A 24,398-nucleotide genomic window follows, 5' to 3' on the forward strand; every position below is an offset into this window, starting at 1 on the left:
TCCCTCTCCCTGTGGGAGAGGGCTGGGGTGAGGGCATCAGGCAGCGACAGGGTTTAACCTCCGCACACCTCACACCCAGGATTACGCATCAGCTTCATCTCGCGGAACTGGCAGGTCATCGCGTCATACATCACGATTTTCCCCGCCGCAGGCGTGCCGTAGCGCGCCAGCACTTTGATCGCTTCCATCGCCTGCAGGGAGCCAATCACGCCGACCAGCGGCGCCATTACGCCCGCCTCAACGCAGGTCAGCGCGTTCTCGCCGAACAGGCGGCTCAGGCAGCGGTAGCAGGGATCACCTTCCGCATACGTGAAGACGCTGATTTGCCCCTCCATGCGGATCGCCGCGCCGGAGACCAGCGGGATTTTGTGGGCGAAACAGCCCGCGTTCAGCTGGTTACGGACGGCGACGTTATCGGTGCAGTCCAGCACCAGGTCGTGCTGCGCAATCTGCGCCGACAGCGCCTCGTCATCCAGCATCGCGTCAATCAGGGTGAACTGAACGTGGGGGTTGATGCGCGCCAGCGCCGTGCGTGCAGAGTCCACTTTCGGCTGTCCAACCGTCGCATCGCTGTGCAACGTCTGGCGCTGGAGGTTAGACACCGACACGGTATCGAAATCCAGCAGCGTCATCCTGCCCACGCCCGCCGCGGCAAGATACTGCGCGGCGGCGCAGCCCAGACCGCCCAGACCAACAACCAGCACGCTTGCTGCCTTAAGGGCTTCCTGGCCCTCGAAGTCAAACCCGCGCAGCACAATCTGGCGGTTGTAGCGCATCATCTCCGGGTCGCTCAGCTCCACCGTCATGTCAGCCTCCGAACAGGTGGTTAAAACGCTCGACCTCAACCCACTCGCCTGCTTCCACATTGCCGCGCTCGCGCTCCAGCACGATAAAGCAGTTGCCCTGGCTGAAGGAGCTGAAAATGTGCGAGCCCTGGTGCCCGGTGGTGCTCACTTCCAGCTCACCGTCCGCGTTGCGCGCCAGAATGCCGCGCTGGAAATCGAGGCGGCCCGGCGATTTTTTCAGGCGCGTGGCGGCGCGCACGCGCTGGCGTTCCGGCAGCGGGCTGGCGCTGTTGCCTGAAAGCTTCGCCAGCAGCGGGATCACCAGCTGGTAGAAGGTGAGTGCCGCCGAGACCGGGTTACCCGGCAGGCCGCAGAACCAGCCGTGCGTGAGCTTGCCAAACGCGAACGGTTTGCCCGGCTTGATGGCCAGCTTCCAGAAGGCGATTTCGCCCAGCTCTTCGAGAATGGTTTTGGTGTAATCCGCTTCGCCCACGGAGACGCCGCCAGAGCTGATAACTACGTCGGCTGCGTTATCCGCCTCGATAAACGCGGCGCGCAGTTTTTCCGGATCGTCAGGAATAATGCCGAGGTTAATCACCTCGCAGCCCAGCTGCTCGAGCATCAGGTGTACCGCCAGGCGGTTGGTATCGTAAATCTGGCCGTCCTGCAGCGGCTGGCCCGGAAGCTGCAGCTCGTCGCCGGTGGAGAAAACGGCCACGCGCACTTTACGAATAACGTCGATTTCAGCCACGCCGAGCGACGCCAGCACCGGCAGCTCACCTGCCGTCAGCTTCTGCCCGGCAGAAAAGACCGTCGCGCCAAGGGTGATATCTTCGCCCGTACGGCGGATGTTCTGGCCCGCTTTAACGTTCGCGGTAAAACGCACGCCGTCGTCGGTCTGTTCGGTCTCTTCCTGCATTACCACGGCGTCGCAGCCGGCCGGAACCGGTGCGCCGGTCATAATGCGCACGCAGGTTCCCGCAGGCCATTCACCGCTAAACGGCTGGCCCGCAAAGGCTTTACCCGCCACCGGCAGGGCGTTACCCGTCTGGAGATCCGCCAGGCGTACCGCGTAACCGTCCATCGCGGAGTTATCAAACCCCGGCACGTTAAGCGGAGAGACGATATCGCGCGCGGCAATACGGCCAAAACAGCGCACGAGGGGCAGCGTCTCAACGTCATGCAGCGGGGAAACTCGGTTAAGCATCTGCGTGAGTGCCGTCTCAAGCGGCATCAGTCCGGCGGTAAAATCCATGGTGGGCTCCTGCGGAGTAACAACGAAAGCGCTCATTATGGCAGAAAAGTGCGGCTAACTGTATGACCCGATGGGTGTACGCTTTACATCACAGTTACGTCTTTCTATATTCAAAAATCATCTGAAGTTTCATCGACGATAATGATATTTATAGAAAAAGCCGCAAATCAGGCTAACGGGTGATGCGAATGGTTAATGCGGTAATCGCAATTCATGGTGGCGCCGGGGCAATCACCCGAGCACAGCTCAGTCCCGAGCAGGAAAAGCGCTATATCGACGCGCTGTACGCCATTGTGGAAACGGGCCAGAGAATGCTGGAATCGGGCGAAAGCGCGCTGGATGTGGTCACCGAGGCGGTGCGCCTGCTGGAAGAGTGTCCGTTATTTAATGCGGGGATCGGTTCGGTCTTTACCCGGGATGAAACGCACGAGCTGGATGCCTGCGTGATGGACGGCGTCACCCTGAAAGCGGGCGCCGTGGCGGGCGTGAGTCATCTGCGCAATCCGGTGCTGGCCGCGCGTCTGGTGATGGAAGCGAGTCCGCACGTGCTGCTGACGGGGGCCGGGGCAGAGACGTTTGCCTTCGAGCACGGGATGGAACCGGTATCGCCGGATCTTTTTTCCACAGAGGAGCGCTATCAGCAACTGCTGGAAGCCCGTTCGGCGGGCATGACGCAGCTTGACCACAGTGCGCCGCTGGATGAAACCACCAAAATGGGCACGGTCGGCGCGGTGGCGCTGGATAAGGCCGGAAACCTCGCGGCGGCAACGTCAACGGGCGGGATGACCAACAAGCTGCCCGGACGCGTCGGCGATAGCCCGCTGCCGGGCGCCGGCTGCTACGCCAATAACGCGACGGCGGCGGTGTCGTGTACCGGAACCGGGGAAGTGTTTATTCGCGCCCTCGCGGCCTACGACATCACCGCGCTGATGGATTACGGCGGTTTAAGCCTCAGCGAAGCCTGCGAGCGCGTGGTGATGGAGAAACTGCCCGCCCTGGGCGGCGTCGGCGGGCTCATCGCGGTGGATCGTGAGGGCAACGTGGCTCTGCCGTTCAACAGCGAAGGCATGTATCGCGCCTGGGGTTATGCCGGTGATGAACCAAGCACGGGCATCTATCGTGAATAAGGGGGCAGCGCGTGCCGCACAGTGAAAAACTGGACAACCGCGAAGTGCTGGCTGTCCATCAGCTCAATATTGCGTTTCAGGAAGAGCGGCAGTTCATCCCCGCAGTACAGAATTTATCGTTCACGCTCAGGCGCGGCGAGACGCTGGCGATTGTTGGCGAGTCCGGTTCCGGAAAATCGGTCACCGCGCTGGCACTGATGCGCCTGCTGGAGCAGACGGGCGGGCAAATCAGCAGCGAGAAAATGCTGCTGCGCCGCCGTAACCGTCAGGTCATTGATTTAAACGAGCTAAGCGGTTCGCAGATGCAGGGCGTGCGCGGGGCGGACATTGCGATGATCTTCCAGGAGCCGATGACCTCCCTGAACCCGGTTTTCCCGGTCGGGGAACAAATCGCCGAGTCTATCCGCCTGCATCAGGGGCTGAGCGGCGATGAAGCGCTCAACGAGGCCCGACGGATGCTGGAGCTGGTGCGCATTCCGGAGGCGCAGGCCATTCTGGGGCGCTACCCGCATCAGCTTTCTGGCGGCATGCGCCAGCGGGTGATGATTGCCATGGCGCTCTCCTGCCGTCCGGCGGTGCTGATTGCCGATGAACCGACGACGGCGCTGGACGTGACGATTCAGGCGCAGATCCTGCAGCTCATTAAAGTGCTGCAGCAGGAGATGGAGATGGGGGTGATTTTTATCACCCACGATATGGGCGTAGTCGCCGATATCGCCGATCGGGTGCTGGTGATGCACAAGGGCAGCGCGGTGGAAACCGGCCCGGTTGAGCAGATTTTTCACGCGCCCGTGCATCCTTACACAAAAGCGCTGCTGGCGGCGGTTCCGCGCCTGGGGGCGATGAACGGCAGCGATTTGCCGCGCCGTTTCCCGCTGATTTCTCCTGAGGCGTCTGAGCTGCAGGAGGAGGAGCGCGAGCAGGACACCGTGGTGCCGGGTAAGCCCATTCTGGAAGTGCGCGATCTGGTCACCCGTTTTCCGCTGCGCAGCGGCGTATTAAACCGCGTGAAGCGCGAAGTGCACGCGGTGGAAAACGTCAGTTTCGATCTCTGGCCGGGCGAAACGCTGGCGCTGGTGGGGGAGTCCGGCTGCGGTAAATCCACCACCGGGCGCGCGTTGCTCCGTCTGGTGGAATCCCAGGAAGGCAGCATTACCTTTAACGGCGAGCGCATTGATACCCTTCCGGACAGCAGGCTGCAGGCGGTGCGGCGGGATATTCAGTTTATTTTCCAGGATCCGTATGCCTCCCTCGATCCGCGCCATACGGTGGGGTATTCGATCATGGAGCCGCTGCGGGTGCATAACCTGCTCGACGGCGAAGCGGCCCAGCGTCGCGTGGCCTGGCTGCTGGAGCGTGTCGGCCTGATGCCGGAGCACGCCTGGCGTTATCCGCACGAGTTTTCCGGCGGACAGCGGCAGCGTATCTGCATCGCCCGCGCGCTGGCGCTAAACCCGAAAGTGGTGATTGCCGATGAGTCCGTCTCGGCGCTGGATGTCTCTATCCGGGCGCAAATCATCAACCTGTTGCTGGATTTACAGCGGGATATGGGAATCGCCTTCCTGTTTATCTCGCACGATATGGCGGTGGTCGAGCGCATCAGCCATCGCGTGGCGGTGATGTTTATGGGGCAGATCGTGGAGATTGGGCCGCGAAGGGCGGTGTTTGAGAACCCGCAGCATCCGTACACCCGCAAGCTTATCGCGGCGGTTCCGGTTGCCGATCCCGCGCATCGTCACGGCCAGCGGGTGCTGCTGCAGGATGAAATGCCGGGCAATATTCATAAACGCGGCGAGGCCGTGGAGCGCGTGACGCTGCGCGAGGTCGGGCCGGGTCATTTCGTCGCTCCCCCGCGACAGGACAACGCTTTTTCGCGGTTATAACTTACAACAGGCAGGAGAACACAATGGTTACATTTGTAGCGCGTAGGTGGTTGTTAGCCGCGAGCGTGACGGCAGCCTTGGCCGCTGCCCCCGCGTTCGCTGCCAAAGATGTGGTGGTCGCCGTCGGCTCCAATTTCACCACGCTCGATCCGTATGACGCCAACGATACGCTCTCTCAGGCGGTGGCGAAATCGTTCTATCAGGGCCTGTTTGGCCTCGATAAAGAGATGAAGCTCAAAAACGTGCTGGCGGAGGGGTATACCGTGTCCGACGACGGGCTGGTGTATACCATCAAGCTCAGGACCGGCGTGAAGTTCCAGGACGGGACAGACTTCAATGCGGAGGCGGTGAAGGTTAACCTGGACCGCGCCAGCAATCCGGAAAATAGCCTCAAGCGCTATAACCTGTATAAAAATATCGCCAGCACCGAGGTGGTCGACCCGGCGACGGTCAAAATCACCCTGAAAGAGCCGTTCTCCGCGTTTATCAATATCCTGGCGCATCCGGCAACGGCGATGATTTCTCCTGCCGCGCTGAAGAAATACGGCAAGGAGATCGGCTTCCACCCTGTTGGCACCGGTCCTTACGAACTGCTCACCTGGAACCAGACCGATTTTGTGAAGGTGAAGAAATTCGCCGGATACTGGCAGCAGGGGCTGCCGAAGCTGGACACCATCACCTGGCGCCCGGTGGTGGACAACAACACCCGCGCGGCGATGCTGCAAACCGGCGAGGCGCAGTTTGCCTTCCCGATCCCATATGAGCAGGCCGCCATTTTGCAGAAAAATAGCAAGCTGGAGCTGGTCGCCAGCCCGTCGATCATGCAGCGCTACATCAGCATGAACGTCACGCAAAAGCCGTTTGATAACCCGAAGGTGCGTGAGGCCATCAACTACGCCATTAACCGTCAGGCGCTGGTGAAGGTCGCCTTTGCCGGCTATGCCACCCCGGCGACCGGCGTGCTGCCACCGGCGATTGCATATGCGCAAAGCTATCAGCCGTGGCCGTACGATCCGGCCAAAGCGCGCGAGCTGCTGAAAGAGGCGGGCTTCCCGAACGGTTTCAGCACCACGCTGTGGTCCTCGCATAATCACAGCACCGCCCAGAAGGTGCTGCAGTTTACCCAGCAGCAGCTGGCGCAGGTGGGTATTAAGGTGCAGGTCACCGCAATGGATGCCGGACAGCGTGCGGCAGAAGTGGAGGGGAAAGGGCAGAAAGAGAGCGGCGTGCGGATGTTCTACACCGGCTGGACGGCCTCGACCGGTGAAGCCGACTGGGCGCTGTCGCCGCTGTTTGCCTCGCAGAACTGGCCGCCAACCCTGTTCAACACCGCGTTCTACAGCAACCCGCAGGTGGACAAAGACCTGGCCGATGCCCTGAAAACCACCAAACCGGAAGAGAAGGCGCGCCTCTACAAGGACGCGCAGGATATTATCTGGAAAGAGTCACCGTGGGTGCCGCTGGTGGTGGAGAAACTGGTGTCAGCCCATAACAAAGCGCTGACCGGGTTCTACATCATGCCGGACACGGGCTTTAGCTTTGACGATGCGGATTTAAAATAAACCTCATGCTGAATTATGTTTGTAAACGCCTGCTGGGGCTTATTCCGACGCTGCTGATTGTGGCGGTCCTGGTGTTTTTGTTTGTCCATATGCTGCCGGGCGATCCGGCGCGTCTGGTCGCCGGGCCTGAAGCGGATGCTACCGTTATTGACCTGGTGCGTAAGCAGCTTGGCCTCGACCAGCCGCTGTATATGCAGTTTATCCATTATATCTGTAACGTTCTGCAGGGCGATTTTGGTATTTCAATGGTGTCGCGCCGTCCGGTGTCGGAGGAGATTGCCAGCCGCTTTATGCCGACGTTCTGGTTAACGATAGCCAGCATGAGCTGGGCGGTCGTGTTTGGGCTTGGCGCCGGGATTATCGCGGCCGTCTGGCGCAACCGCTGGCCGGACAAGCTCGGCATGGCGCTGGCGGTGACCGGCATCTCCTTCCCTGCGTTCGCGCTGGGGATGCTGCTGATGCAGATCTTCTCCGTCGAACTGGGCTGGCTGCCGACCGTCGGAGCCGATACCTGGAAGCATTACATCCTGCCTTCCATGACGCTGGGGGCTGCCGTTTCGGCGGTAATGGCCCGCTTTACCCGCGCCTCGTTCGTTGACGTGCTGAGCGAAGATTATATTCGCACCGCGCGGGCAAAAGGGGTCAGCGAGAAGTGGGTCATTCTCAAGCACGGATTCCGCAATGCGATGATCCCGGTCGTGACGATGATGGGGCTGCAGTTTGGTTTTCTGCTCGGCGGCTCGATCGTCGTGGAAAAGGTCTTCAACTGGCCGGGGCTGGGACGCCTGCTGGTCGATTCCGTCGAGATGCGCGACTACCCGGTGATTCAGGCGGAAGTCCTGCTTTTCTCGCTGGAGTTTATTCTTATCAACTTAGTGGTGGACGTGCTCTACGCTGCCATTAACCCGGCCATCAGGTACAAGTAAGATGCGATTGTTGAACTGGCGACGTCAGGCCGTTTTAAACGCAATGCCGGGGCTAAAACCGGACCACGTCCGCACCCCGTGGTCTGAATTCTGGCGGCGTTTTCGTCGTCAGCCGGTCGCGATGACCGCGGGGCTGTTTGTGCTGCTGCTGATTGCGGTGGCGGTGATAGCGCCGTGGGTTGCGCCGTTTGATGCGGAAAACTATTTTGACTACGACCGTCTGAACGACGGACCGTCGATGCTGCACTGGTTCGGCGTGGACTCCCTCGGGCGCGATATCTTTAGCCGCGTGCTGGTCGGGGCGCAAATCTCGCTTGCCGCCGGGGTGTTCGCGGTGCTGATCGGCGCGGCCATCGGTACCGTGCTGGGCCTCGTTGCCGGATATTACGAAGGCTGGTGGGACCGCATCATCATGCGCATCTGCGACGTGCTGTTTGCCTTCCCCGGCATTCTGCTGGCGATTGCCGTGGTGGCGATCATGGGCAGCGGCATGGCGAACGTCATCATTGCGGTCGCGGTGTTTTCGATTCCGGCGTTCGCGCGGCTGGTGCGCGGCAACACGCTGGTGCTGAAACAGCAGATCTTTATCGAGTCCGCCCGCAGCATGGGGGCCAGCGATGCTACCATCCTGTTCAGCCATATTCTGCCGGGTACGGTGTCGTCCATCGTGGTCTATTTTACCATGCGTATCGGCGTGTCGATTATCTCGGCGGCTAGCCTGTCGTTTCTGGGGCTAGGGGCGCAGCCTCCGACGCCGGAGTGGGGCGCGATGCTGAACGAGGCGAGGGCGGATATGGTAATTGCACCACACGTGGCGATCTTCCCGAGTCTGGCCATTTTCCTGACCGTGCTGGCGTTTAATCTGCTGGGGGACGGGCTGCGCGACGCGCTGGATCCGAGGATTAAGGGGTAGGGAAGTGAAATGTGCCGGGCGGCGACGACGCCTTACCCGGCCTACAAAAGCGGAGCGGGGAGATTAAACCCGGCTACCCCACAGGTCATACTCATCCGCGTTTTCAACCTTCACGCGAATAATATCACCCGGCTTAACGCTGGTTTCGCCGTTCAGGTACACCGCGCCGTCGATTTCTGGGGCGTCCGCCATGCTGCGGCCAATCGCCCCTTCTTCGTCCACTTCGTCAACGATGACCATGATCTCGCGGCCCACTTTTTCCTGCAGACGCTCGGCAGAGATCTGCTGCTGCAGCTGCATGAAGCGGTTCCAGCGCTCTTCTTTCACCTCTTCCGGCACCTGGTCCGCCAGCTCGTTGGCGGTTGCGCCTTCTACCGGGCTGTACTTGAAGCAGCCTACGCGGTCCAGACGCGCTTCTTTCAGGAAGTCGAGCAGCATCTGGAAGTCTTCTTCGGTTTCACCCGGGAAGCCGACGATGAAGGTGGAGCGCAGGGTCAGATCCGGACAGATCTCGCGCCACTGCTTGATGCGCGCCAGCTGGCGGTCAACGGAGCCAGGACGCTTCATCAGCTTCAGGATACGCGGGCTGGCGTGCTGCAGCGGGATATCCAGGTACGGCAGAATTTTGCCTTCCGCCATCAGCGGGATCACGTCGTCAACGTGCGGGTACGGATAGACGTAGTGCAGGCGCGTCCAGATACCGAGCTTAGACAGCTGCTCGCACAGGCCGACCATGCTGGTTTTCACCGGCTCGCCGTTGTGGAAACCGGAGCGGTGTTTAACGTCCACGCCGTAGGCCGAGGTGTCCTGGGAGATGACCAGCAGCTCCTTCACGCCGGCGTCGGCCAGACGTTTAGCTTCCGCCAGCACTTCGCCAATCGGACGGCTCACCAGATCGCCGCGCATGGACGGGATGATGCAGAAGGTGCAGCGATGGTTGCAGCCTTCGGAAATTTTTAAGTACGCGTAGTGGCGCGGCGTCAGCTTCACGCCCTGCTCTGGCACCAGGCTCAGGAACGGGTTGTGCTTTGGTTTTGGCACGTAGTGATGAACATGTTCCAGCACCTGCTCGTAGCTGTGCGGGCCGGTGATCTCCAGCACCTTCGGGTGCACTTCGCGGATCTGGTCTTCTTTCGCGCCCAGACAGCCGGTAACAATCACTTTGCCGTTTTCCGTCAGGGCTTCACCGATGGCTTCCAGTGACTCCTGAACCGCGCTGTCGATAAAACCGCAGGTGTTCACGATCACCATATCGGCGTTGTCGTAGCTTGGCACCACGTCATAGCCCTCGGTGCGCAGTTCGGTCAGGATGCGTTCGGAATCCACGAGGTTTTTCGGGCAGCCCAGGGAGACGAAGCCGATTTTCGGCTGGTGCGTAACATTGCTCATAGGTTAAAAATTCATCAATTATGGAGTTATCAGGGCGGGATTTTACAGCGTATCGCGGGGGATTTATACACTCTTTGCAAGGCTGATGCGCCGGGCAGACGTTGTAACATTGTAAATAATGTTAATCAGTTAATAAAAATTGATCCCAGGCATTAAACTGTACAAAAAATGAACTTATCCTGATTATGCACAATGGCTGACAGAGGAGGAAAGAGCATGACCGTTGACAGACTTAAACGCGATCTGCTTAACAAGCTGATCAACGCCCGAATCGACCTGGCCGCGTACCTGCAGTTGAGGAAGGCAAAAGGGTATATGTCAGTCAGCGAAAGCGAACATCTGCGTGATAACCTGTTTGAACTTTGCAATTTCATGCGTGAAAAAGCACCGACCCTGCAGGCGAAATACGGCGAAAGCGAAGAAATCGCGCTGCGCCGCGCTGCCGAAGTGCTCTCCATTGCAGGGGTGTGTCTGATGAACGGACGCCACGACTGCCCGAACTTTATCGCTGTTAACGCGGAGAAGCTTGAAAACTGCCTGACCACGCTCTCTCTATGCATCATGTGCCTGAACGAGCACAAACAGCTTGAACAGCACTGATTCCGGGGGAGGCGACTCCCCCTTCTGATTAAGCTTTTGTAAAAGTGGTAACGCGCCCGGACGCAGTGGCTAATCTTTATGCCATGTGCCGATAAAGGAGCGCGTTATGCCACGATCCTCGCTAATTTCCCTGCCTGCGCTGTTCATGCCGTTTTCGCTTCTTGCTGCCCCGGAGGCGGTCAAGGTCGAGGTGCTGCAAAACAAACTCGATCATCCCTGGTCTCTGGCGTTTCTGCCGGATAATAACGGGCTGCTGGTGACCCTGAAGGGCGGTCAGCTCAAACGCTGGCAGGCCGGAAAAGGGCTCTCCGATCCAATTGTCGGCGTGCCGAAGGTCTGGGCAAACGGTCAGGGAGGATTGCTGGACGTGGTCCTCGCCCCGGATTTTGAAAAATCACGCCGCATCTGGCTGAGCTTCGCTGAAGCCGGGAGTGACGGCAAAGCCGGAACGGCGGTGGGCTATGGCCGCCTGAGCGACGACTATTCCCGCATCGAGGGATTCCAGGTGGTGTTCCGCCAGATGCCGAAACTCTCCACCGGGAACCATTTTGGCGGGCGGCTGGTGTTCGACGGCAAAGGCTCGCTCTTTATCGGACTTGGCGAGAACAACCAGCGTCCGACGGCGCAGGACCTGGACAAGCTGCAGGGTAAAGTGGTGCGCCTCACCGAAGACGGAAAAGCGCCGCCGGATAACCCGTTTGTGAATACCCCCGGCGCACGACCCGAAATCTGGTCTTACGGCATTCGTAACCCGCAGGGGATGGCGATGAATCCCTGGAGCGACGCGCTGTGGCTGAACGAGCACGGCCCGCGCGGCGGGGATGAGATCAACATCCCGGAGAAAGGAAAGAACTACGGCTGGCCGCTGGCGACGCACGGTATTAACTATAGCGGTCTGAAAATTCCGGAAGCCAAAGGCGAGCACGTTGAGGGAACCGAAAAACCGCTGTTCGTCTGGAAAGTGTCGCCTGCCGTGAGCGGTATGGCCTTTTACAACAGCGACGTCTTCCCGCAGTGGAAAAACAAGCTGTTTATCGGCGCGCTGAAGGAAAAGGACGTTATCGTGCTGAGCGTGGAGGGCAATAAGGTCACGGAGGACGGACGAATTCTGGGCGACCGGGATAAACGTATTCGCGATGTGCGGGTGGGGCCGGACGGCTATTTATATGTGCTGACCGACGAGACGGACGGGCAGCTGTTGAAAGTCAGCCCGTCCGGTGCGTAATCAGGTGACCGGGATCATCACCACGTTACGGTACGCCGGGCGATCGCTCAGCTGTTTTAGCCAGCGCTCAAGATGAGGGCGCGGCGTCCACTTCAGGCCCATGTTGGTCAGGTTCCAGACGAACGGCGCCACGGCGATATCGCCTGTGCCGAACACCTCGCCGGAGAACCAGGCGTGCTTCGCCAGCTCGTCATCCATCATCGCAAACAGGTTTTCGCAGGCATCCTGCGCGGCGTGAATAGCGGGATAATCGCGTTCGGCTTCCGGCGTGCGGATAAGTCCCATCAGGATCACGCGGTGGGTCGGGGATAGCGTCTGATTCGCCCAGTCCATCCACTTTTCGCCCTGAGCACGACGGGTCGGGCTTTCCACCCACAGGCGGCCCTGACCGTACTGGGCGGCGAGGTAGCGGACAATGGTGTTGGACTCCCAAAGCGTCGCGTCTGTTTCATCATCGCGCAGCAGCGGCACCAGGCCGTTCGGGTTCATGGCCAGATAGTCGGCCTCTTTGTTCACGCCGAACGACATGCCGGCCATGATTTGGTTGTAGGGTAAATCCAGCTCCTCGAGCGTCCAGAGCACTTTCTTAACGTTGGTCGAGTTGTTCCTGCCCCAAAGCGTAATCATATTTACTCCTGATGAGTTGTGAATCCGGGTCAGCGTTCGCCATGGTGAGATAAACCTAACAATTACGCAACAGAAGACAAAAAAATCGTCTGAATCAAAGCGTATATGAATGTTATTGCATAAACTTTAATAACTTTACCCTCGTTGGGTTTCTTTAACCGTTTTAGTGCGCTATTACTCATCGCTTCTTGCGACACGGTGATGTGACGTAATTTTTGAATGGACACTCGGGTGGCATTTATGACGCGTAAAATGACTTCTCTGCGCAGCCTTGCGACAGGCTCTGCGCTCCTTTTCCTGTTTGCACCAACTCTCTATGCAGCTGAACAGGCTGCGCCCGAAGCGCCGCCTGTGGATGCGCGCGCCTGGATCCTGATGGATTATTCCAGCGGTAAAGTGCTGGCGGAAGGGGATGCGGATGAGAAACTCGATCCGGCAAGCCTGACCAAAATCATGACCAGCTACGTGGTCGGCCAGGCGCTGAAAGCGGGCAAGATCAAGCTGGACGATATGGTCACCATCGGGAAAGATGCCTGGGCGACCGGCAACCCGGCGCTGCGGGGCTCTTCGGTGATGTTCCTGAAGCCGGGGGATCAGGTCTCCGTTTCCGATCTGAACAAAGGGGTAATTATTCAGTCGGGAAATGATGCGTGTATCGCGCTGGCCGATTACGTTGCCGGCAGCCAGGATTCTTTTATTGGCTTGATGAATGGCTACGCGCAGAAACTGGGCTTAACCAACACCACGTTCAAAACGGTTCACGGTCTGGATTCGCCGGGACAGTTCAGTACCGCGCGCGACATGGCGCTGCTGGGGAAAGCGCTGATCCACGACGTGCCGGATGAATACGCCATCCATAAAGAGAAAGAGTTTACCTTCAATAAAATCCGTCAGCCCAACCGTAACCGCCTGCTGTGGAGCAGCAACGTCAATGTGGACGGAATGAAAACCGGCACCACGGCGGGCGCGGGCTATAACCTGGTGGCCTCCGCGACCCAGGGCGACATGCGTCTGATTTCGGTGGTGCTGGGCACCAAAACCGACCGCATTCGCTTTAATGAGTCAGAAAAACTGCTGACCTGGGGCTTCCGCTTCTATGAAACCGTGACGCCGATTAAGCCGGATGCCACGTTCGTCAGCCAGCGCGTCTGGTTTGGTGACAAGAGCGAAGTGAACCTGGGCGCGGGTGAGGCGGGCTCGGTGACCATTCCGCGCGGTCAGCTGAAAAACCTGAAGGCCAGCTATACCCTGACCGACCCGCAGCTCACGGCTCCGCTGAAAAAAGGCCAGGTGGTCGGGACGATTGATTTCCAGCTAAACGGGAAGTCGATTGAACAGCGTCCGCTGATTGTGATGGAAGCGGTGGAAGAGGGCGGCTTCTTTAGCCGGATGTGGGATTTCGTGATGATGAAATTCCACGGCTGGTTCGGCAGCTGGTTCAGCTAAACCTTTTGGGTTTTCTCCCTCTCCCTGTGGGAGAGGGGCGGGGTGCGGGCATCAGACCGCATCCCTCTTAATACATTAACTTCACCTGCTGCGCCTTCGCGTGGGCCACAATCTCGTCGTCCGGGCGGCAGTCGCTGACGATGGCGTCAAACTGCGCCAGCTCGCCCATTCTTGCCGAACGCACCTTGCCAAACTTGCTGTGATCGACCACCAGCACATGGTACTGCGCCGCACTTAACGCCCAGTGCTTCACCGGAAGCTCTTCCAGGTTAAAGCAGGTCGCACCCTGACGCACGTTGACGCCCGCGGCGGAATAAAACGCGATATCCGGGCAGAGATTGCTGAGCGTGTCCTGCAGGTTAAGCGGCTTAAAGATGGCGTTGCTGGCGTGAAACTCGCCGCCGCAGAGGATCACCCGGCACTCGGGTTTCTCCTGAAGCGCCAGAAAGGTGTTCAGGGAGTAGCACACGGCGGTAAAAGGGATGCTGCTGTCGATGGCTTCGATAATCCACGGCGTGGTGGTTCCGCAGTCAAAAAACAGCGTCTGGTGCGGCTGTACCAGTGAGGCCGCAAGCCGGGCGGCTTTGCGCTTCTCTTCCACCAGGCGCGTCTTCTGGTCGCTGATCAGATAATGGCTGGCGCTACGCGGCTCAAGCACAATATACCCGCCCAGCAGCACGACGGGCGCGCTTTCGCTGTTCAGATCCCGACGAATGGTCATCTCTGAGACGCCGAGGAGGTTGGCGGCTTCCTTAAGATGCAGCTTATCGCTGCGCTTCAGCGCCTGTAGCAGCTGAGCAATGCGGTCATCGCGACGTGTTTCCATAGTTCCTCGGGATAAAAAAGTGAACCCCCGCAGGGCGGGGGCTCAAGTGTAACCTGTCAGGTTGGGGTTAGTCACGTATCCAGCCTTTGCGGATCGGGATAGCGAAAATGGCGCGATAGAGCGAAGACAGCGTGCGGTAAAGCGCTTCACCGAAGAGGCTCCACAGGATAGCCGCGCTCACGCAGCCGATCAGCCCGACCAGGAAACCGCCCACCATATCCAGCGGCCAGTGAACGCCCAGGTAAACGCGTGACCAGGCGATTGCCAGGGCCGCCACCATCAGGACCGCACCGGACCACAGGCGATGCCAGAACAGGAAAGCCAGCGCGAAGGTAAAGATCACCGTACCGTGATCGCTCGGGAACGAGTCATCCGGCGCGTGGTGCAGGAAGGTATAGCCGACGCGATCGACAAACGGACGATCGTGCGGGAACGCATGGCCGAGAATGTAGCTGACCAGGACGCTTACCCCGAGCGCCATCGCGACTTTAATCACCAGCTGGCGCTGCGCCTTCACCTGGCTGCGGGGACCCCACAGCCAGAGAATCGCAGCCAGTGCAGGCACGATACCGATCAGATCTTTTGCCAGGAAGGTGGCAAAATCGATCGTCCACTCAGGCGAGGCTGGCGTGGCGTTGATCAGATAAAACAGCTGATAATTCAGATTCTCTAACATAGCGTTATCACTCTTTAGCAAACCGGGTGGAAATAAGTCCGTAGACAACCACCTGAGAAAACCAGACCCACCACCCGGCCCACAGGTTGTGAGAGAAAAAATGCGCCCCGCGCATGACCTGGCCGTAGCCCATCGCCAGACCTAACACCACGCCCAGCGCGACGAAGCACCAGGCGAGACGCGGACGCTCGCGCCAGAAGGCAAAAAACAGGCCCATCACCATAAAGCCGCTGGAGGCATGACCGCCGGGGAAACAACGCCCCGGACCGCTGTCAGCAGGGACGGCGCTGAACAGGGGATAAGACATAGCCTTACCGCCATATTCCACCAGATCCCACGGGCAGCTGTGATGGCTCACGCTTTTCAGCACGCCTACTACCAGCGCGCCAACGCCCATCAGCAGCGCCGCCGTGACAAGCCTTGCGTTGCGCTTGTAGGCACCGTAAAACAGCGCTACAGCACCTAAGCCGATGGCGATGTACTTTGCCAGGCGGTGGTTTAGCAGATCCAGCAGGTGATCCTTCTGCAGCGGAAAGCTCTGCGTGGCCGCGTCATACCAAAAGCCGGTGATCCATCTGTCGAGCGCTTCACTGCGCGATAGCCATGTAAACACCACGGCAAGGGCAATCAGTACGAAAAGCTGATAACCATAAAAGCGGGTCGGTAAGCGGTAAAGTCGTTTTGTCTTATTTGTCTGTAAGTTAGACAATTCTGAACGGCTGGAGGTGAGTGCCATAATTTGGGGTCGTTGACGAGTAATCGCGCTATCATAAAAGTGTCAACTTAAGGAAACCTTAAACGAAGACGATATGTGCTTTATTTCTGTTTATCCTCGATAAATCACTATCTCGGGCTGCGGCATTTCATTAAACTCGTCGCGATTTTGTCATTATAAAGAGATTGCATGTTAAACCGTTCTTCTTCTGGTTCACGTCTGGGTCGTCAGGCGTTGCTTTTCCCTCTGTGTCTGGTGCTCTACGAATTCTCTACCTATATCGGCAACGATATGATCCAGCCCGGGATGCTGGCCGTTGTGGCGCAGTACAACGCGGGTATTGAGTGGGTGCCGACCTCCATGACCGCCTATCTGGCCGGCGGCATGTTTTTACAGTGGCTGTTAGGCCCGCTGTCGGATCGTATTGGCCGTCGTCCGGTGATGCTGACGGGCGTGGTGTGGTTTATCGTCACCTGTCTCGCCACGCTGCTGGCGCAAAACATTGAACAATTTACCCTGCTGCGCTTCCTGCAAGGGGTGAGCCTGTGCTTTATCGGCGCCGTGGGGTATGCCGCCATTCAGGAATCGTTTGAAGAGGCGGTGTGCATCAAAATTACCGCGCTGATGGCGAACGTGGCGCTGATCGCTCCCTTACTCGGGCCGCTGGTGGGTGCCGCGTGGGTGCACGTTGCGCCGTGGGAAGGGATGTTTGTGCTCTTTGCGCTTCTCGCCGCCTTCGCGTTCTTTGGCCTGCACCGGGCGATGCCGGAAACGGCCACCCGCATCGGCGAGAAACTCTCGCTGAAAGAACTGGGTCGGGATTACAAAGAAGTGCTGAAGAACGGCCGCTTTGTGGCGGGCGCGCTGGCGACCGGGTTCGTTAGCCTGCCGCTGCTGGCGTGGATCGCGCAGTCGCCGGTCATTATCATCAGCGGTGAAAAACTCAGCAGCTACGAGTATGGCCTGCTGCAGGTGCCGATCTTTGGCGCGCTGATTATCGGGAATCTGGTGCTGGCACGCCTGACGTCACGACGCACTGTGCGTTCACTGATTATCATGGGCGGCTGGCCGATTGCGGCAGGGCTGATTCTGGCTGCGGTGGCGACCGTCGCGTCAACACACGCTTATCTGTGGATGACGGCGGGGCTGAGCATCTACGCCTTCGGGATTGGCGTGGCCAACGCCGGGCTGGTGCGCCTGACGCTGTTTGCCAGCGAGATGAGTAAAGGCACGGTCTCAGCGGCGATGGGGATGCTGCAGATGCTGATTTTTACCGTCGGTATCGAGGTGAGCAAGCATGCCTATGCGATGGGCGGCAACGGGCTGTTCAGCCTGTTTAACCTCGCCAACGGCGTGCTGTGGGTTGGCCTGATGGTGGTGTTCCTGAAAGACAAACGCGTCGGGAACGCCCTGCAACCTTAACCTGTTTATTCCCTCTTCCTGTTGGCGAGCACGGAACAGTCCCCTCTCCCTGTGGGAGAGGGCCAGGGTGAGGGCATCAGACCGCACCGGTCAATTAAACGGTGCCTCCCCGTTCAACACTTTCTCAATCACGTTTAAAACGCCTTCATCGTTATTATGCGGCGCCTCAAAACGCGCCGCCGCTTTGATGTGCGGTCTGGCATTCGCCATCGCAAAGCTGAACCCGGACTGGCGCAGCATCTCCACGTCGTTGCCGCTGTCGCCGAAGGCCACCACTTCGCTGTCCTCTATGCCCCAGCGCTTTTGCAGGATCCGCAGGCCGTTAGCTTTGTGCACGCCGGGGATAATCAGATCGATACTGCCGTGACCGGTCGTGACGGGTACCATGATGTCACTCAGCTTTTCATGCAGCAGCGCCTGAATACGCGGAATTTCATCGTCAGAAACGTTAAGCCCGAACTTGAAGAAAATATCGTTCAGGTTGTCGAAATCGCTGACCATTTCGAGGCGGTGGTAATACTTCGCCGCGATATCCTTAAAGCCCTCGTCATAGCATTTCAGCGTGTACGCGCTGCTTTTCCCACAGGCGATAATCTCAATGCCCGGAACCTCGTTTAACACGTTCGCGACGGTGGCGAAATGGGCTTTCGACAGTTCACCGTTAAAGACATCTTCTCCTTCGCTCACCACCCAGCCGCCGTTTTCGGCGACGAACGCAATTTCATGCGCAATCTCCGGGAAAAAGGAGATCAGCTGGTAATACTGGTTGCCGCTGGCGACCACGAAGCGAATGCCTTGCGCCTTCATGCGGGCGTACTGCGCCAGAAAGCGCGGGCGATTGTAGGTCTTGGCATCGCTCAGAAATGTACCATCCATGTCGACGGCGATCAGTTTAACGCTCATATCCCTTCTCCAGTGTCGTTTGATTCGTTTCCGGCTTTGCCACCGCGCGCGCCACCAGCGCCGCGATGATCACTAGCCCTAACACCACCAGCATGGCGCTGCGCAGCCCGTAGTGCTCGCCGAGGAAGCCGAGCAGCGGCGGCCCGACCAGGAAGGCGAGATAGCCCGTGGTCGCCACCACGCTGACGCGCGTCGGGGCATCCGGGCCGGTATCGCTGGCGGCTGAAATGGTCAGCGGGAAGCCGAGCGACGCGCCCAGCCCCCAGAGGATCACCGAGACGCCGGCAATCCAGTCCACATCGACAAAGATGATCATCGCAATACCCAGGCCGCCCAGCAGGGCGCTGGCGCGCACCACCGCCACGCGGCTGTAGCGGTCGATAAACCAGCCGCCGGTGAAGCGGCCAACGGTCATCCCCAGCGTAAACCCGGCGTAAATCAGCGAGCCGGAGGTCGGGCTAAAGCCGTGACCGTCCACCATCAGCAGCGGCAGCCAGTCGTTGGCGGAACCTTCCGCGAACGCCATCGCCAGCACCACCACGCCGATCAGCATCAGCTGGAAGTCGCGGTAGAAGGGCAGCCCTTTTTCGGCCGAGTGCTGTTCGTCAGCGGAGTTCTTACCGGTGCCGTCCGGGATCGCCCGGATGCCTGTCAGGATCGGAATGATGCACACCAGCGCCGCCAGCAGGATATGCAGATTCGCGCTCATGCCAGTGGCCGTCAGCGCCATCCCCACGCCCGCACCGGCCAGCGTGCCGAGGCTGTAAAAACCGTGCATCATCGGCAGCACGGTTTTATTCATTTCGCGCTCGACTGCCGCCCCTTCCACGTTGATGGCAACTTCCGCCGAACCGAAGCTGCCGCCGAATACCGTCAGGCCCAGGGCGAACAGCACCGGCGAGGCAAACCACAGCGCCACGCTTAATATTCCCATCCCGAACACGGCAAAGCACATGGTGGTGCGGATCACCGCTCGCGTACCAAAGCGCTTTACCAGCCACGCGGAGCAGAGGATGCCGCTCATGGAGCCTATCGACAGGCCGAACAGTACGATGCCCATCTCGGCGGTAGAAACGGACAAAATATCGCGAATGGCGGGGGTGCGCGTGGCCCAGGAGGCCATCAGCAGGCCGGGAATGAAGAAGAACATAAACAGCGCCCACAGGCGTCGCTGCAGGGCTTTACGGGGAGAGGTCAGCGTCATCGGGATAGCACCAGAAGTACAACAATAGCGACAACACTAGCAAGTTTGTGTACATTTGTACACAAACCACGTGAGGAATTTATGAGCAGACCACCGAACGATCCGCATCGCCGGGAGAAGATCCTGCAGGCAACACTCGATACCATTGCCGAGCACGGCATTCACGCCGTCACGCACCGTAAAATCGCCACCTGCGCGGGCGTGCCGCTGGGGTCGATGACCTACTATTTCGACGGCATGGAGCCGCTGCTGGAGGAGGCCTTCACGTGGTTTACCCGGCAGATGTCGAAGCAGTACCGGGATTTCTTCGCGGGCGTCACCGGTCCGGAAATGGCGTGCGAATCCATCACCACCCTGATCCACAGCTCACAGGTGACCACGCCGCACAACATGGCGCTGATGTATCAGCTCTACGCCTTTATGCACCGCAGCGCGGCGCTGAAAACGGTGATGCAGGACTGGATGAAGATGAGCCAGACAACGCTCGAGCAGTGGTTCGACCCGGTCACCACCCGCGCGCTGGACGCGTTTATCGAAGGGATGACGCTGCACTATGTCACCGACCGGGCGCCGTTAACCCGGGAGGAGATTCGGGCGATGGTGGGGAGAATTGCGGGCGAGGGGAACCCTTAGGTAACACTCGCCCTGCCACTTTTATCTGTGTTCGATTTTTTTCCCACTGGCGTCCACGACGGCTTCGCCATCCTCTTTCGTAAACGCCCCTTTCTGCGCGTCCGGCAGAATGTCGAGGACGACTTCAGATGGGCGGCACAGGCGGGTACCCAGCGGCGTTACCACGATCGGACGGTTAATCAGGATCGGGTGCTGCAGCATAAAATTGATAAGCTGGTCGTCGGTGAAGTTATCGTCGGCAAGGCCCAGCTGTTCATAGGGCTCCACGTTTTTACGCAGCAGGTCCCGCACTGAAATGCCCATATCGGCAATCAGGGTGGTCAGCTCATCGCGCGACGGCGGGTTTTCCAGATAGAGGATAATCTCTGGCTCCGTGCCGCTGTTGCGGATCATCTCCAGCGTGTTGCGCGAGGTGCCGCAGGCGGGGTTGTGGTAAATGGTGATGTGGCTCATATCAGTGGCTCATTACAGTGTGAAGGAGAGACGTAGCGCCAGCGCGGCGAGCGTCACAAACAGGGCCGGCAGCGTCATAATGATGCCCGTCCGGAAATAGTAGCCCCAGGTAATCGTCATGTTTTTCTGCGCCAGCACGTGGAGCCAGAGCAGGGTGGCGAGGCTGCCGATAGGCGTGATTTTCGGGCCCAGATCGCAGCCAATCACGTTGGCGTAAATCATCGCCTCCTTAATCAACCCCGTTGCCGTGCTGCCCTCAATGGAGAGCGCGCCAATCAGCACCGTGGGCATATTGTTCATTATGGATGACAGGAACGCGGTGATGAACCCGGTACCCAGCGTGGTGGCCCACAATCCGTGCCCGGCCAGGCTATTCAGTACGCCCGTGAGAGAGTCCGTCAGCCCGGCATTGCGCAGGCCATACACCACCAGATACATCCCCAGCGAGAAGATAACGATCTGCCACGGCGCGCCGCGCAGCACTTTTCCGGTGTTTATCGCATGTCCGCGTTTTGCGACGGCAAATAAAATCAGCGCGCCGACGGTCGCAATGGCGCTCACCGGAATGCCGAGAGGTTCAAGCACAAAGAAACCGACAAGCAGAAGGAGCAGGACGATCCAGCCCGTTCTGAAGGTCGGAAGGTCGTGAATGGCCCGCGCGGGCTCCTGAAGTTTCGCCAGGTCATATTCCGGGGGAATTTCCTTGCGGAAGAACAGATGCAGCATGACCAGCGTTGCGGCAATGGCGGCGATATCTACCGGGATCATCACCGAGGCGTATTCGCTGAACCCCAGCTTAAAGAAGTCTGCCGACACAATGTTGACCAGGTTGGAGACAATCAGCGGCAGGCTGGCGGTATCGGCGATAAAACCTGCTGCCATCACAAACGCCAGCGTGGCCTGTTTGCTGAACCCCAGCGCCAGCAGCATGGCGATAACGATAGGGGTCAGGATCAGCGCCGCGCCGTCATTGGCAAACAGCGCCGCAACGGCTGCACCCAGCAGTACGATATACGTAAACAGCAATCGCCCGCGACCGTTCCCCCAGCGGGCGACGTGCAGCGCCGCCCACTCGAAAAAGCCGGACTCATCCAGCAGCAGGCTGATGATGATGACGGCAATAAAGGTTGCAGTGGCGTTCCAGACGATATTCCACACCACAGGTATATCGTTAATGTGAATCACGCCGCTGGCCAGCGCCAGCACGGCACCGATGGTCGCGCTCCAGCCGATACTGAGTCCCCTGGGCTGCCAGATGACCAGTACCAATGTGAATAAAAAAATCGCTCCTGCCAGAAACATCGCTTACTCCGTTATATCTGTTTTTGTGAATGTATTGTTATCAGCACGAGCCTGCAAGTCGGTTTTTCAGCTTCATGCGCGTCTCTTCCCGCAGGCAGTTCCAACTGGTGTCGATAACGGCTGCCGCCCATGCAGGCATGTTGGGAGAGAGACGGTAATGGACCCATTTCCCCTCGCGACGATCGATAACCAGCCCGGACTCGCGCAGCAGCGCCATGTGACGGGAGACCTTAGGCTGCGACTCGGTGGTCGCGGAGCAGAGATCGCAGACGCACAGTTCGCCCGCTTCACGGAGCAGCATGACGATGGCGAGCCGCGTTTCGTCGGAGAGGGTTTTGAAGAGCTGGAGCGGGTGGAGCATGGGAGTTCCTGCAGGTGTGATTTTCATATGCGTTTAATCATATATGTTTTAACTGCAAGAGAGAAGGTGAGATTTGAGTAAGGGGAATTTCAGGCAACAAAAAACCCATCAACCTTGAACCAAAACGGCGGGGTTGATGGGCTCCACAAATTGGGGACATCAAAGAAAAGCAGTGGCACTAGTTATGACTGCCCCCTGATAAAAAAGTTCTGCGCGTAACAAAAATATTTTCCGCCACGCGCATTCTTAGGAGTTATCCGAGCCCGGGCCAGATGATGATAATCAGCGTACCCGCCAGCGTCAGCAGTACGTTAGCGATGGCGTACGTGCCCGCATAACCGAGCGCCGGGATGTTGCTGCGCGCGGTATCGCTGATGATTTCCATCGCAGGCGCACAGGTACGCGCGCCCATCATTGCCCCGAAGAGCAGGGCGCGGTTCATGCGCAGCACGTAGGCGCCGAACAGGAAGCAGATCACCACCGGCACCAGGCTGACGATAAGTCCGGAAACCAGCATCTGCCAGCCGACGGCGCCCAGGCTGTGGCCGATGCCGCTGCCCGCGCTTAAGCCCACGCCTGCCATAAAGACCATCAGACCGAACTCTTTCACCATGTTCAGCGCGCCCTGCGGAATGTAGCCGAAGGTCGGGTGGTTTGCTCGCAGGAAGCCCAGCATGATCCCGGCAAACAGCAGCCCGGCGGCGTTACCGATGCCGAAGCTAAAGTTGCTGAACTGGAAGGTGATCATCCCGATCATCAGGCCAACAATAAAGAAGGCGCAGAAGGCCAGCAGGTCGGTGACCTGGCTGTGAATGGAGATAAAGCCGATGCGGTCGGCAACGGTTTTCACGCGGCGGGCGTCGCCGCTGACCTGCAGAACGTCGCCTTTGTTGAGCACAACGTTATCGTCGATCGGCATTTCAATCTGGCTGCGGATCACTCGGTTGAGGAAGCAACCGTGGTCGGTCAGCTTCAGCTGGGCCAGGCGGCGGCCCACGGCGTTATGGTTTTTTACCACGATCTCTTCGGTGACGATGCGCATGTCGAGCAGGTCGCGGTCGAACACCTCTTTGCCGTTACGGAAGCTCGGGTCGAGACGGGCGTGGGCGTCCGGGTAACCCACCAGCGCGATGTCGTCGCCCATCTGCAGCACCGCGTCGCCGTCCGGGTTCGCCAGAATGCCGTTGCGGCGGATACGTTCGATATAGCAGCCCGTCTGGCGGTAGATCCCCAGCTCGCGCAGGTTTTTGCCGTCGGCCCATGCCACCAGTTCTGGCCCGACGCGATAGGCGCGGATCACCGGGAGATAGACTTTACGTTTGGAATCGGTATCGAGACCGCGCTCGCGCGCGATTTGCTGGGCGCTGGTCTGCAGATCCTGATGCTGCAGTTTTGGCAGGTAGCGTGCGCCGACAATCAGGCTCACCAGACCGATCAGATAGGTCAGGGCATAGCCCAGGCTCAGGTGGTCGAGCGCGGTAGAGAGCTGCGCGCCGGCCATGCCGGAATGGCGCAGGGTATCACCGGCACCCACGAGCACGGGGGTGGAGGTCATGGAGCCTGCCAGCATACCGGCCGTTAACCCGATATCCCAGCCAAACAGTTTACCCAGCCCTAACGCGATCAGCAGCGCGCTGCCGACCATCACCAGCGCCAGCATCAGATAATTTTTGCCGTCGCGGAAGAAAATTGAAAAAAAGTTCGGTCCCGCTTCCACGCCAACACAAAAAATAAACAGCATAAAGCCTAAGTTGAGCGCGTCCGTGTTAATGCTGAAGTGCTGCTGGCCTAATAATAAGGAAACCACTAAAACGCCAATGGAATTACCAAGTTGAACTGAACCCAGGCGCAATTTACCCAGGCAAAGGCCCAGCGCCAGTACCACAAATAATAACAGGATGTAATTCCCATTTAACAAGTCTGCGACGTTTATATTCACGGAGGCTAACTTCTTGTTTACCAGTAAGTTGTTGAATGAAAGGACTATTTGGGCTACTGTTTTTTAGAACAGGGAACGCGTTCAACCCTCCCTGTTACCTAATTTATTCCCTAAAACATTAGCTGGCCGATAGTTTAATCGTATTAGCTACTGACAGCTACCTATTATCGCATCACCCTGTGCGTACTTTGGCATGGATTGCCGCATTGCTTTATCTGACTGGGCG

General features: G+C 58.7%; 23 protein-coding genes. 10 read left to right on the forward strand and 13 right to left on the reverse strand.

What is annotated here, in order from left to right:
* Positions 1-53 precede the first annotated feature (53 nt).
* Together moeB and moeA are read right to left on the reverse strand one after the other, a co-directional pair.
* Positions 54-806: a molybdopterin-synthase adenylyltransferase MoeB gene (gene moeB / locus NUX24_RS01075; protein WP_257829374.1), complete on the reverse strand. Its 753-nt coding sequence runs from the start codon at positions 804-806 to the stop codon at positions 54-56.
* Between the two features lies 1 nt (position 807).
* Complete coding sequence (gene moeA, locus NUX24_RS01080; protein ID WP_257829376.1) at positions 808-2,040, reverse strand: molybdopterin molybdotransferase MoeA; 1,233 nt, start codon at positions 2,038-2,040, stop codon at positions 808-810.
* A 188-nt stretch (positions 2,041-2,228) separates the two neighbouring features.
* On the opposite strand from moeA, the gene iaaA reads away from it, so the two are divergent.
* The 5 genes from iaaA to gsiD are packed head-to-tail and all read left to right on the forward strand — an operon-like array spanning position 2,229 to position 8,451.
* Positions 2,229-3,167, forward strand: a complete 939-nt coding sequence (iaaA, locus tag NUX24_RS01085; RefSeq protein ID WP_257829378.1) for a beta-aspartyl-peptidase — start codon at positions 2,229-2,231, stop codon at positions 3,165-3,167.
* A gap of 11 nt (positions 3,168-3,178) precedes the next feature.
* A complete protein-coding gene (gene gsiA, locus NUX24_RS01090) occupies positions 3,179-5,050 on the forward strand; it encodes a glutathione ABC transporter ATP-binding protein GsiA (protein WP_257829380.1) in 1,872 nt (623 codons plus the stop codon).
* Between the two features lie 23 nt (positions 5,051-5,073).
* Complete coding sequence (gene gsiB, locus NUX24_RS01095; protein WP_033145024.1) at positions 5,074-6,612, forward strand: glutathione ABC transporter substrate-binding protein GsiB; 1,539 nt, start codon at positions 5,074-5,076, stop codon at positions 6,610-6,612.
* Between the two features lie 5 nt (positions 6,613-6,617).
* Positions 6,618-7,538 (forward strand): glutathione ABC transporter permease GsiC, encoded by a 921-nt coding sequence (gene gsiC, locus NUX24_RS01100; RefSeq protein ID WP_023310911.1) that lies wholly within the window; start codon positions 6,618-6,620, stop codon positions 7,536-7,538.
* Position 7,539: 1 nt separating this feature from the next.
* Entirely contained in the window at positions 7,540-8,451 is a 912-nt protein-coding gene (gene gsiD / locus NUX24_RS01105; protein WP_257829385.1) for a glutathione ABC transporter permease GsiD, read from the forward strand.
* Positions 8,452-8,514: 63 nt separating this feature from the next.
* Here gsiD and rimO read toward each other — a convergent pair whose 3' ends face one another.
* A complete protein-coding gene (rimO, locus tag NUX24_RS01110; protein WP_058841665.1) occupies positions 8,515-9,840 on the reverse strand; it encodes a 30S ribosomal protein S12 methylthiotransferase RimO in 1,326 nt (441 codons plus the stop codon).
* Positions 9,841-10,056: 216 nt separating this feature from the next.
* On the opposite strand from rimO, the gene bssR reads away from it, so the two are divergent.
* Both bssR and NUX24_RS01120 read left to right on the forward strand, forming a co-directional pair.
* The gene (gene bssR / locus NUX24_RS01115; protein WP_047653221.1) at positions 10,057-10,440 is read left to right on the forward strand and encodes a biofilm formation regulator BssR; all 384 of its coding nucleotides are present in this window, start codon (positions 10,057-10,059) and stop codon (positions 10,438-10,440) included.
* Between the two features lie 106 nt (positions 10,441-10,546).
* The gene (locus NUX24_RS01120) at positions 10,547-11,665 is read left to right on the forward strand and encodes a PQQ-dependent sugar dehydrogenase (protein WP_257829391.1); all 1,119 of its coding nucleotides are present in this window, start codon (positions 10,547-10,549) and stop codon (positions 11,663-11,665) included.
* On the opposite strand, the gene NUX24_RS01125 is transcribed toward NUX24_RS01120, so the two are convergent.
* The gene (locus tag NUX24_RS01125) at positions 11,666-12,292 is read right to left on the reverse strand and encodes a glutathione S-transferase family protein (protein WP_257829393.1); all 627 of its coding nucleotides are present in this window, start codon (positions 12,290-12,292) and stop codon (positions 11,666-11,668) included.
* Positions 12,293-12,532: 240 nt separating this feature from the next.
* Here NUX24_RS01125 and dacC point away from each other — a divergent pair, with 240 nt between their 5' ends.
* Positions 12,533-13,738: a serine-type D-Ala-D-Ala carboxypeptidase gene (gene dacC, locus NUX24_RS01130; RefSeq protein ID WP_257829396.1), complete on the forward strand. Its 1,206-nt coding sequence runs from the start codon at positions 12,533-12,535 to the stop codon at positions 13,736-13,738.
* Between the two features lie 67 nt (positions 13,739-13,805).
* Here dacC and deoR read toward each other — a convergent pair whose 3' ends face one another.
* From deoR to NUX24_RS01145, 3 genes are all read right to left on the reverse strand, one after another.
* Entirely contained in the window at positions 13,806-14,564 is a 759-nt protein-coding gene (gene deoR / locus NUX24_RS01135; RefSeq protein ID WP_008503427.1) for a DNA-binding transcriptional repressor DeoR, read from the reverse strand.
* Positions 14,565-14,631: 67 nt separating this feature from the next.
* A complete protein-coding gene (gene ybjG, locus NUX24_RS01140) occupies positions 14,632-15,240 on the reverse strand; it encodes an undecaprenyl-diphosphate phosphatase (protein WP_047653217.1) in 609 nt (202 codons plus the stop codon).
* Positions 15,241-15,247: 7 nt separating this feature from the next.
* Positions 15,248-15,976 (reverse strand): phosphatase PAP2 family protein, encoded by a 729-nt coding sequence (locus tag NUX24_RS01145; protein ID WP_039261468.1) that lies wholly within the window; start codon positions 15,974-15,976, stop codon positions 15,248-15,250.
* Between the two features lie 168 nt (positions 15,977-16,144).
* Here NUX24_RS01145 and NUX24_RS01150 point away from each other — a divergent pair, with 168 nt between their 5' ends.
* Complete coding sequence (locus NUX24_RS01150) at positions 16,145-17,377, forward strand: MFS transporter (protein ID WP_047653215.1); 1,233 nt, start codon at positions 16,145-16,147, stop codon at positions 17,375-17,377.
* A gap of 90 nt (positions 17,378-17,467) precedes the next feature.
* Here the strand turns inward: NUX24_RS01150 and NUX24_RS01155 are convergent, their stop codons facing one another.
* Positions 17,468-18,280, reverse strand: coding sequence for a Cof-type HAD-IIB family hydrolase (locus tag NUX24_RS01155; protein WP_257829401.1), 813 nt, complete (start codon positions 18,278-18,280; stop codon positions 17,468-17,470).
* Positions 18,270-19,484, reverse strand: a complete 1,215-nt coding sequence (locus NUX24_RS01160) for an MFS transporter (protein WP_257829403.1) — start codon at positions 19,482-19,484, stop codon at positions 18,270-18,272. The genes NUX24_RS01155 and NUX24_RS01160 overlap by 11 nt, the downstream gene beginning before the upstream one ends.
* An 81-nt stretch (positions 19,485-19,565) precedes the next feature.
* Here NUX24_RS01160 and NUX24_RS01165 point away from each other — a divergent pair, with 81 nt between their 5' ends.
* A complete protein-coding gene (locus tag NUX24_RS01165; RefSeq protein WP_023310923.1) occupies positions 19,566-20,117 on the forward strand; it encodes a TetR/AcrR family transcriptional regulator in 552 nt (183 codons plus the stop codon).
* Between the two features lie 21 nt (positions 20,118-20,138).
* Here the strand turns inward: NUX24_RS01165 and arsC are convergent, their stop codons facing one another.
* From arsC to NUX24_RS01185, 4 genes are all read right to left on the reverse strand, one after another.
* Positions 20,139-20,570, reverse strand: a complete 432-nt coding sequence (gene arsC, locus NUX24_RS01170; RefSeq protein WP_257829406.1) for a glutaredoxin-dependent arsenate reductase — start codon at positions 20,568-20,570, stop codon at positions 20,139-20,141.
* A 12-nt stretch (positions 20,571-20,582) separates the two neighbouring features.
* Positions 20,583-21,872, reverse strand: coding sequence for an arsenic transporter (locus NUX24_RS01175; protein ID WP_257829408.1), 1,290 nt, complete (start codon positions 21,870-21,872; stop codon positions 20,583-20,585).
* Positions 21,873-21,912: 40 nt separating this feature from the next.
* Positions 21,913-22,233, reverse strand: a complete 321-nt coding sequence (locus NUX24_RS01180; RefSeq protein ID WP_257829411.1) for a metalloregulator ArsR/SmtB family transcription factor — start codon at positions 22,231-22,233, stop codon at positions 21,913-21,915.
* Positions 22,234-22,486: 253 nt separating this feature from the next.
* Entirely contained in the window at positions 22,487-24,172 is a 1,686-nt protein-coding gene (locus tag NUX24_RS01185) for an aspartate:alanine antiporter (protein WP_014169303.1), read from the reverse strand.
* Positions 24,173-24,398 lie beyond the last annotated feature (226 nt).

This window comes from Enterobacter sp. HG048 (assembly GCF_024702055.1).
GTDB classification, from domain to species: domain Bacteria; phylum Pseudomonadota; class Gammaproteobacteria; order Enterobacterales; family Enterobacteriaceae; genus Enterobacter; species Enterobacter dykesii.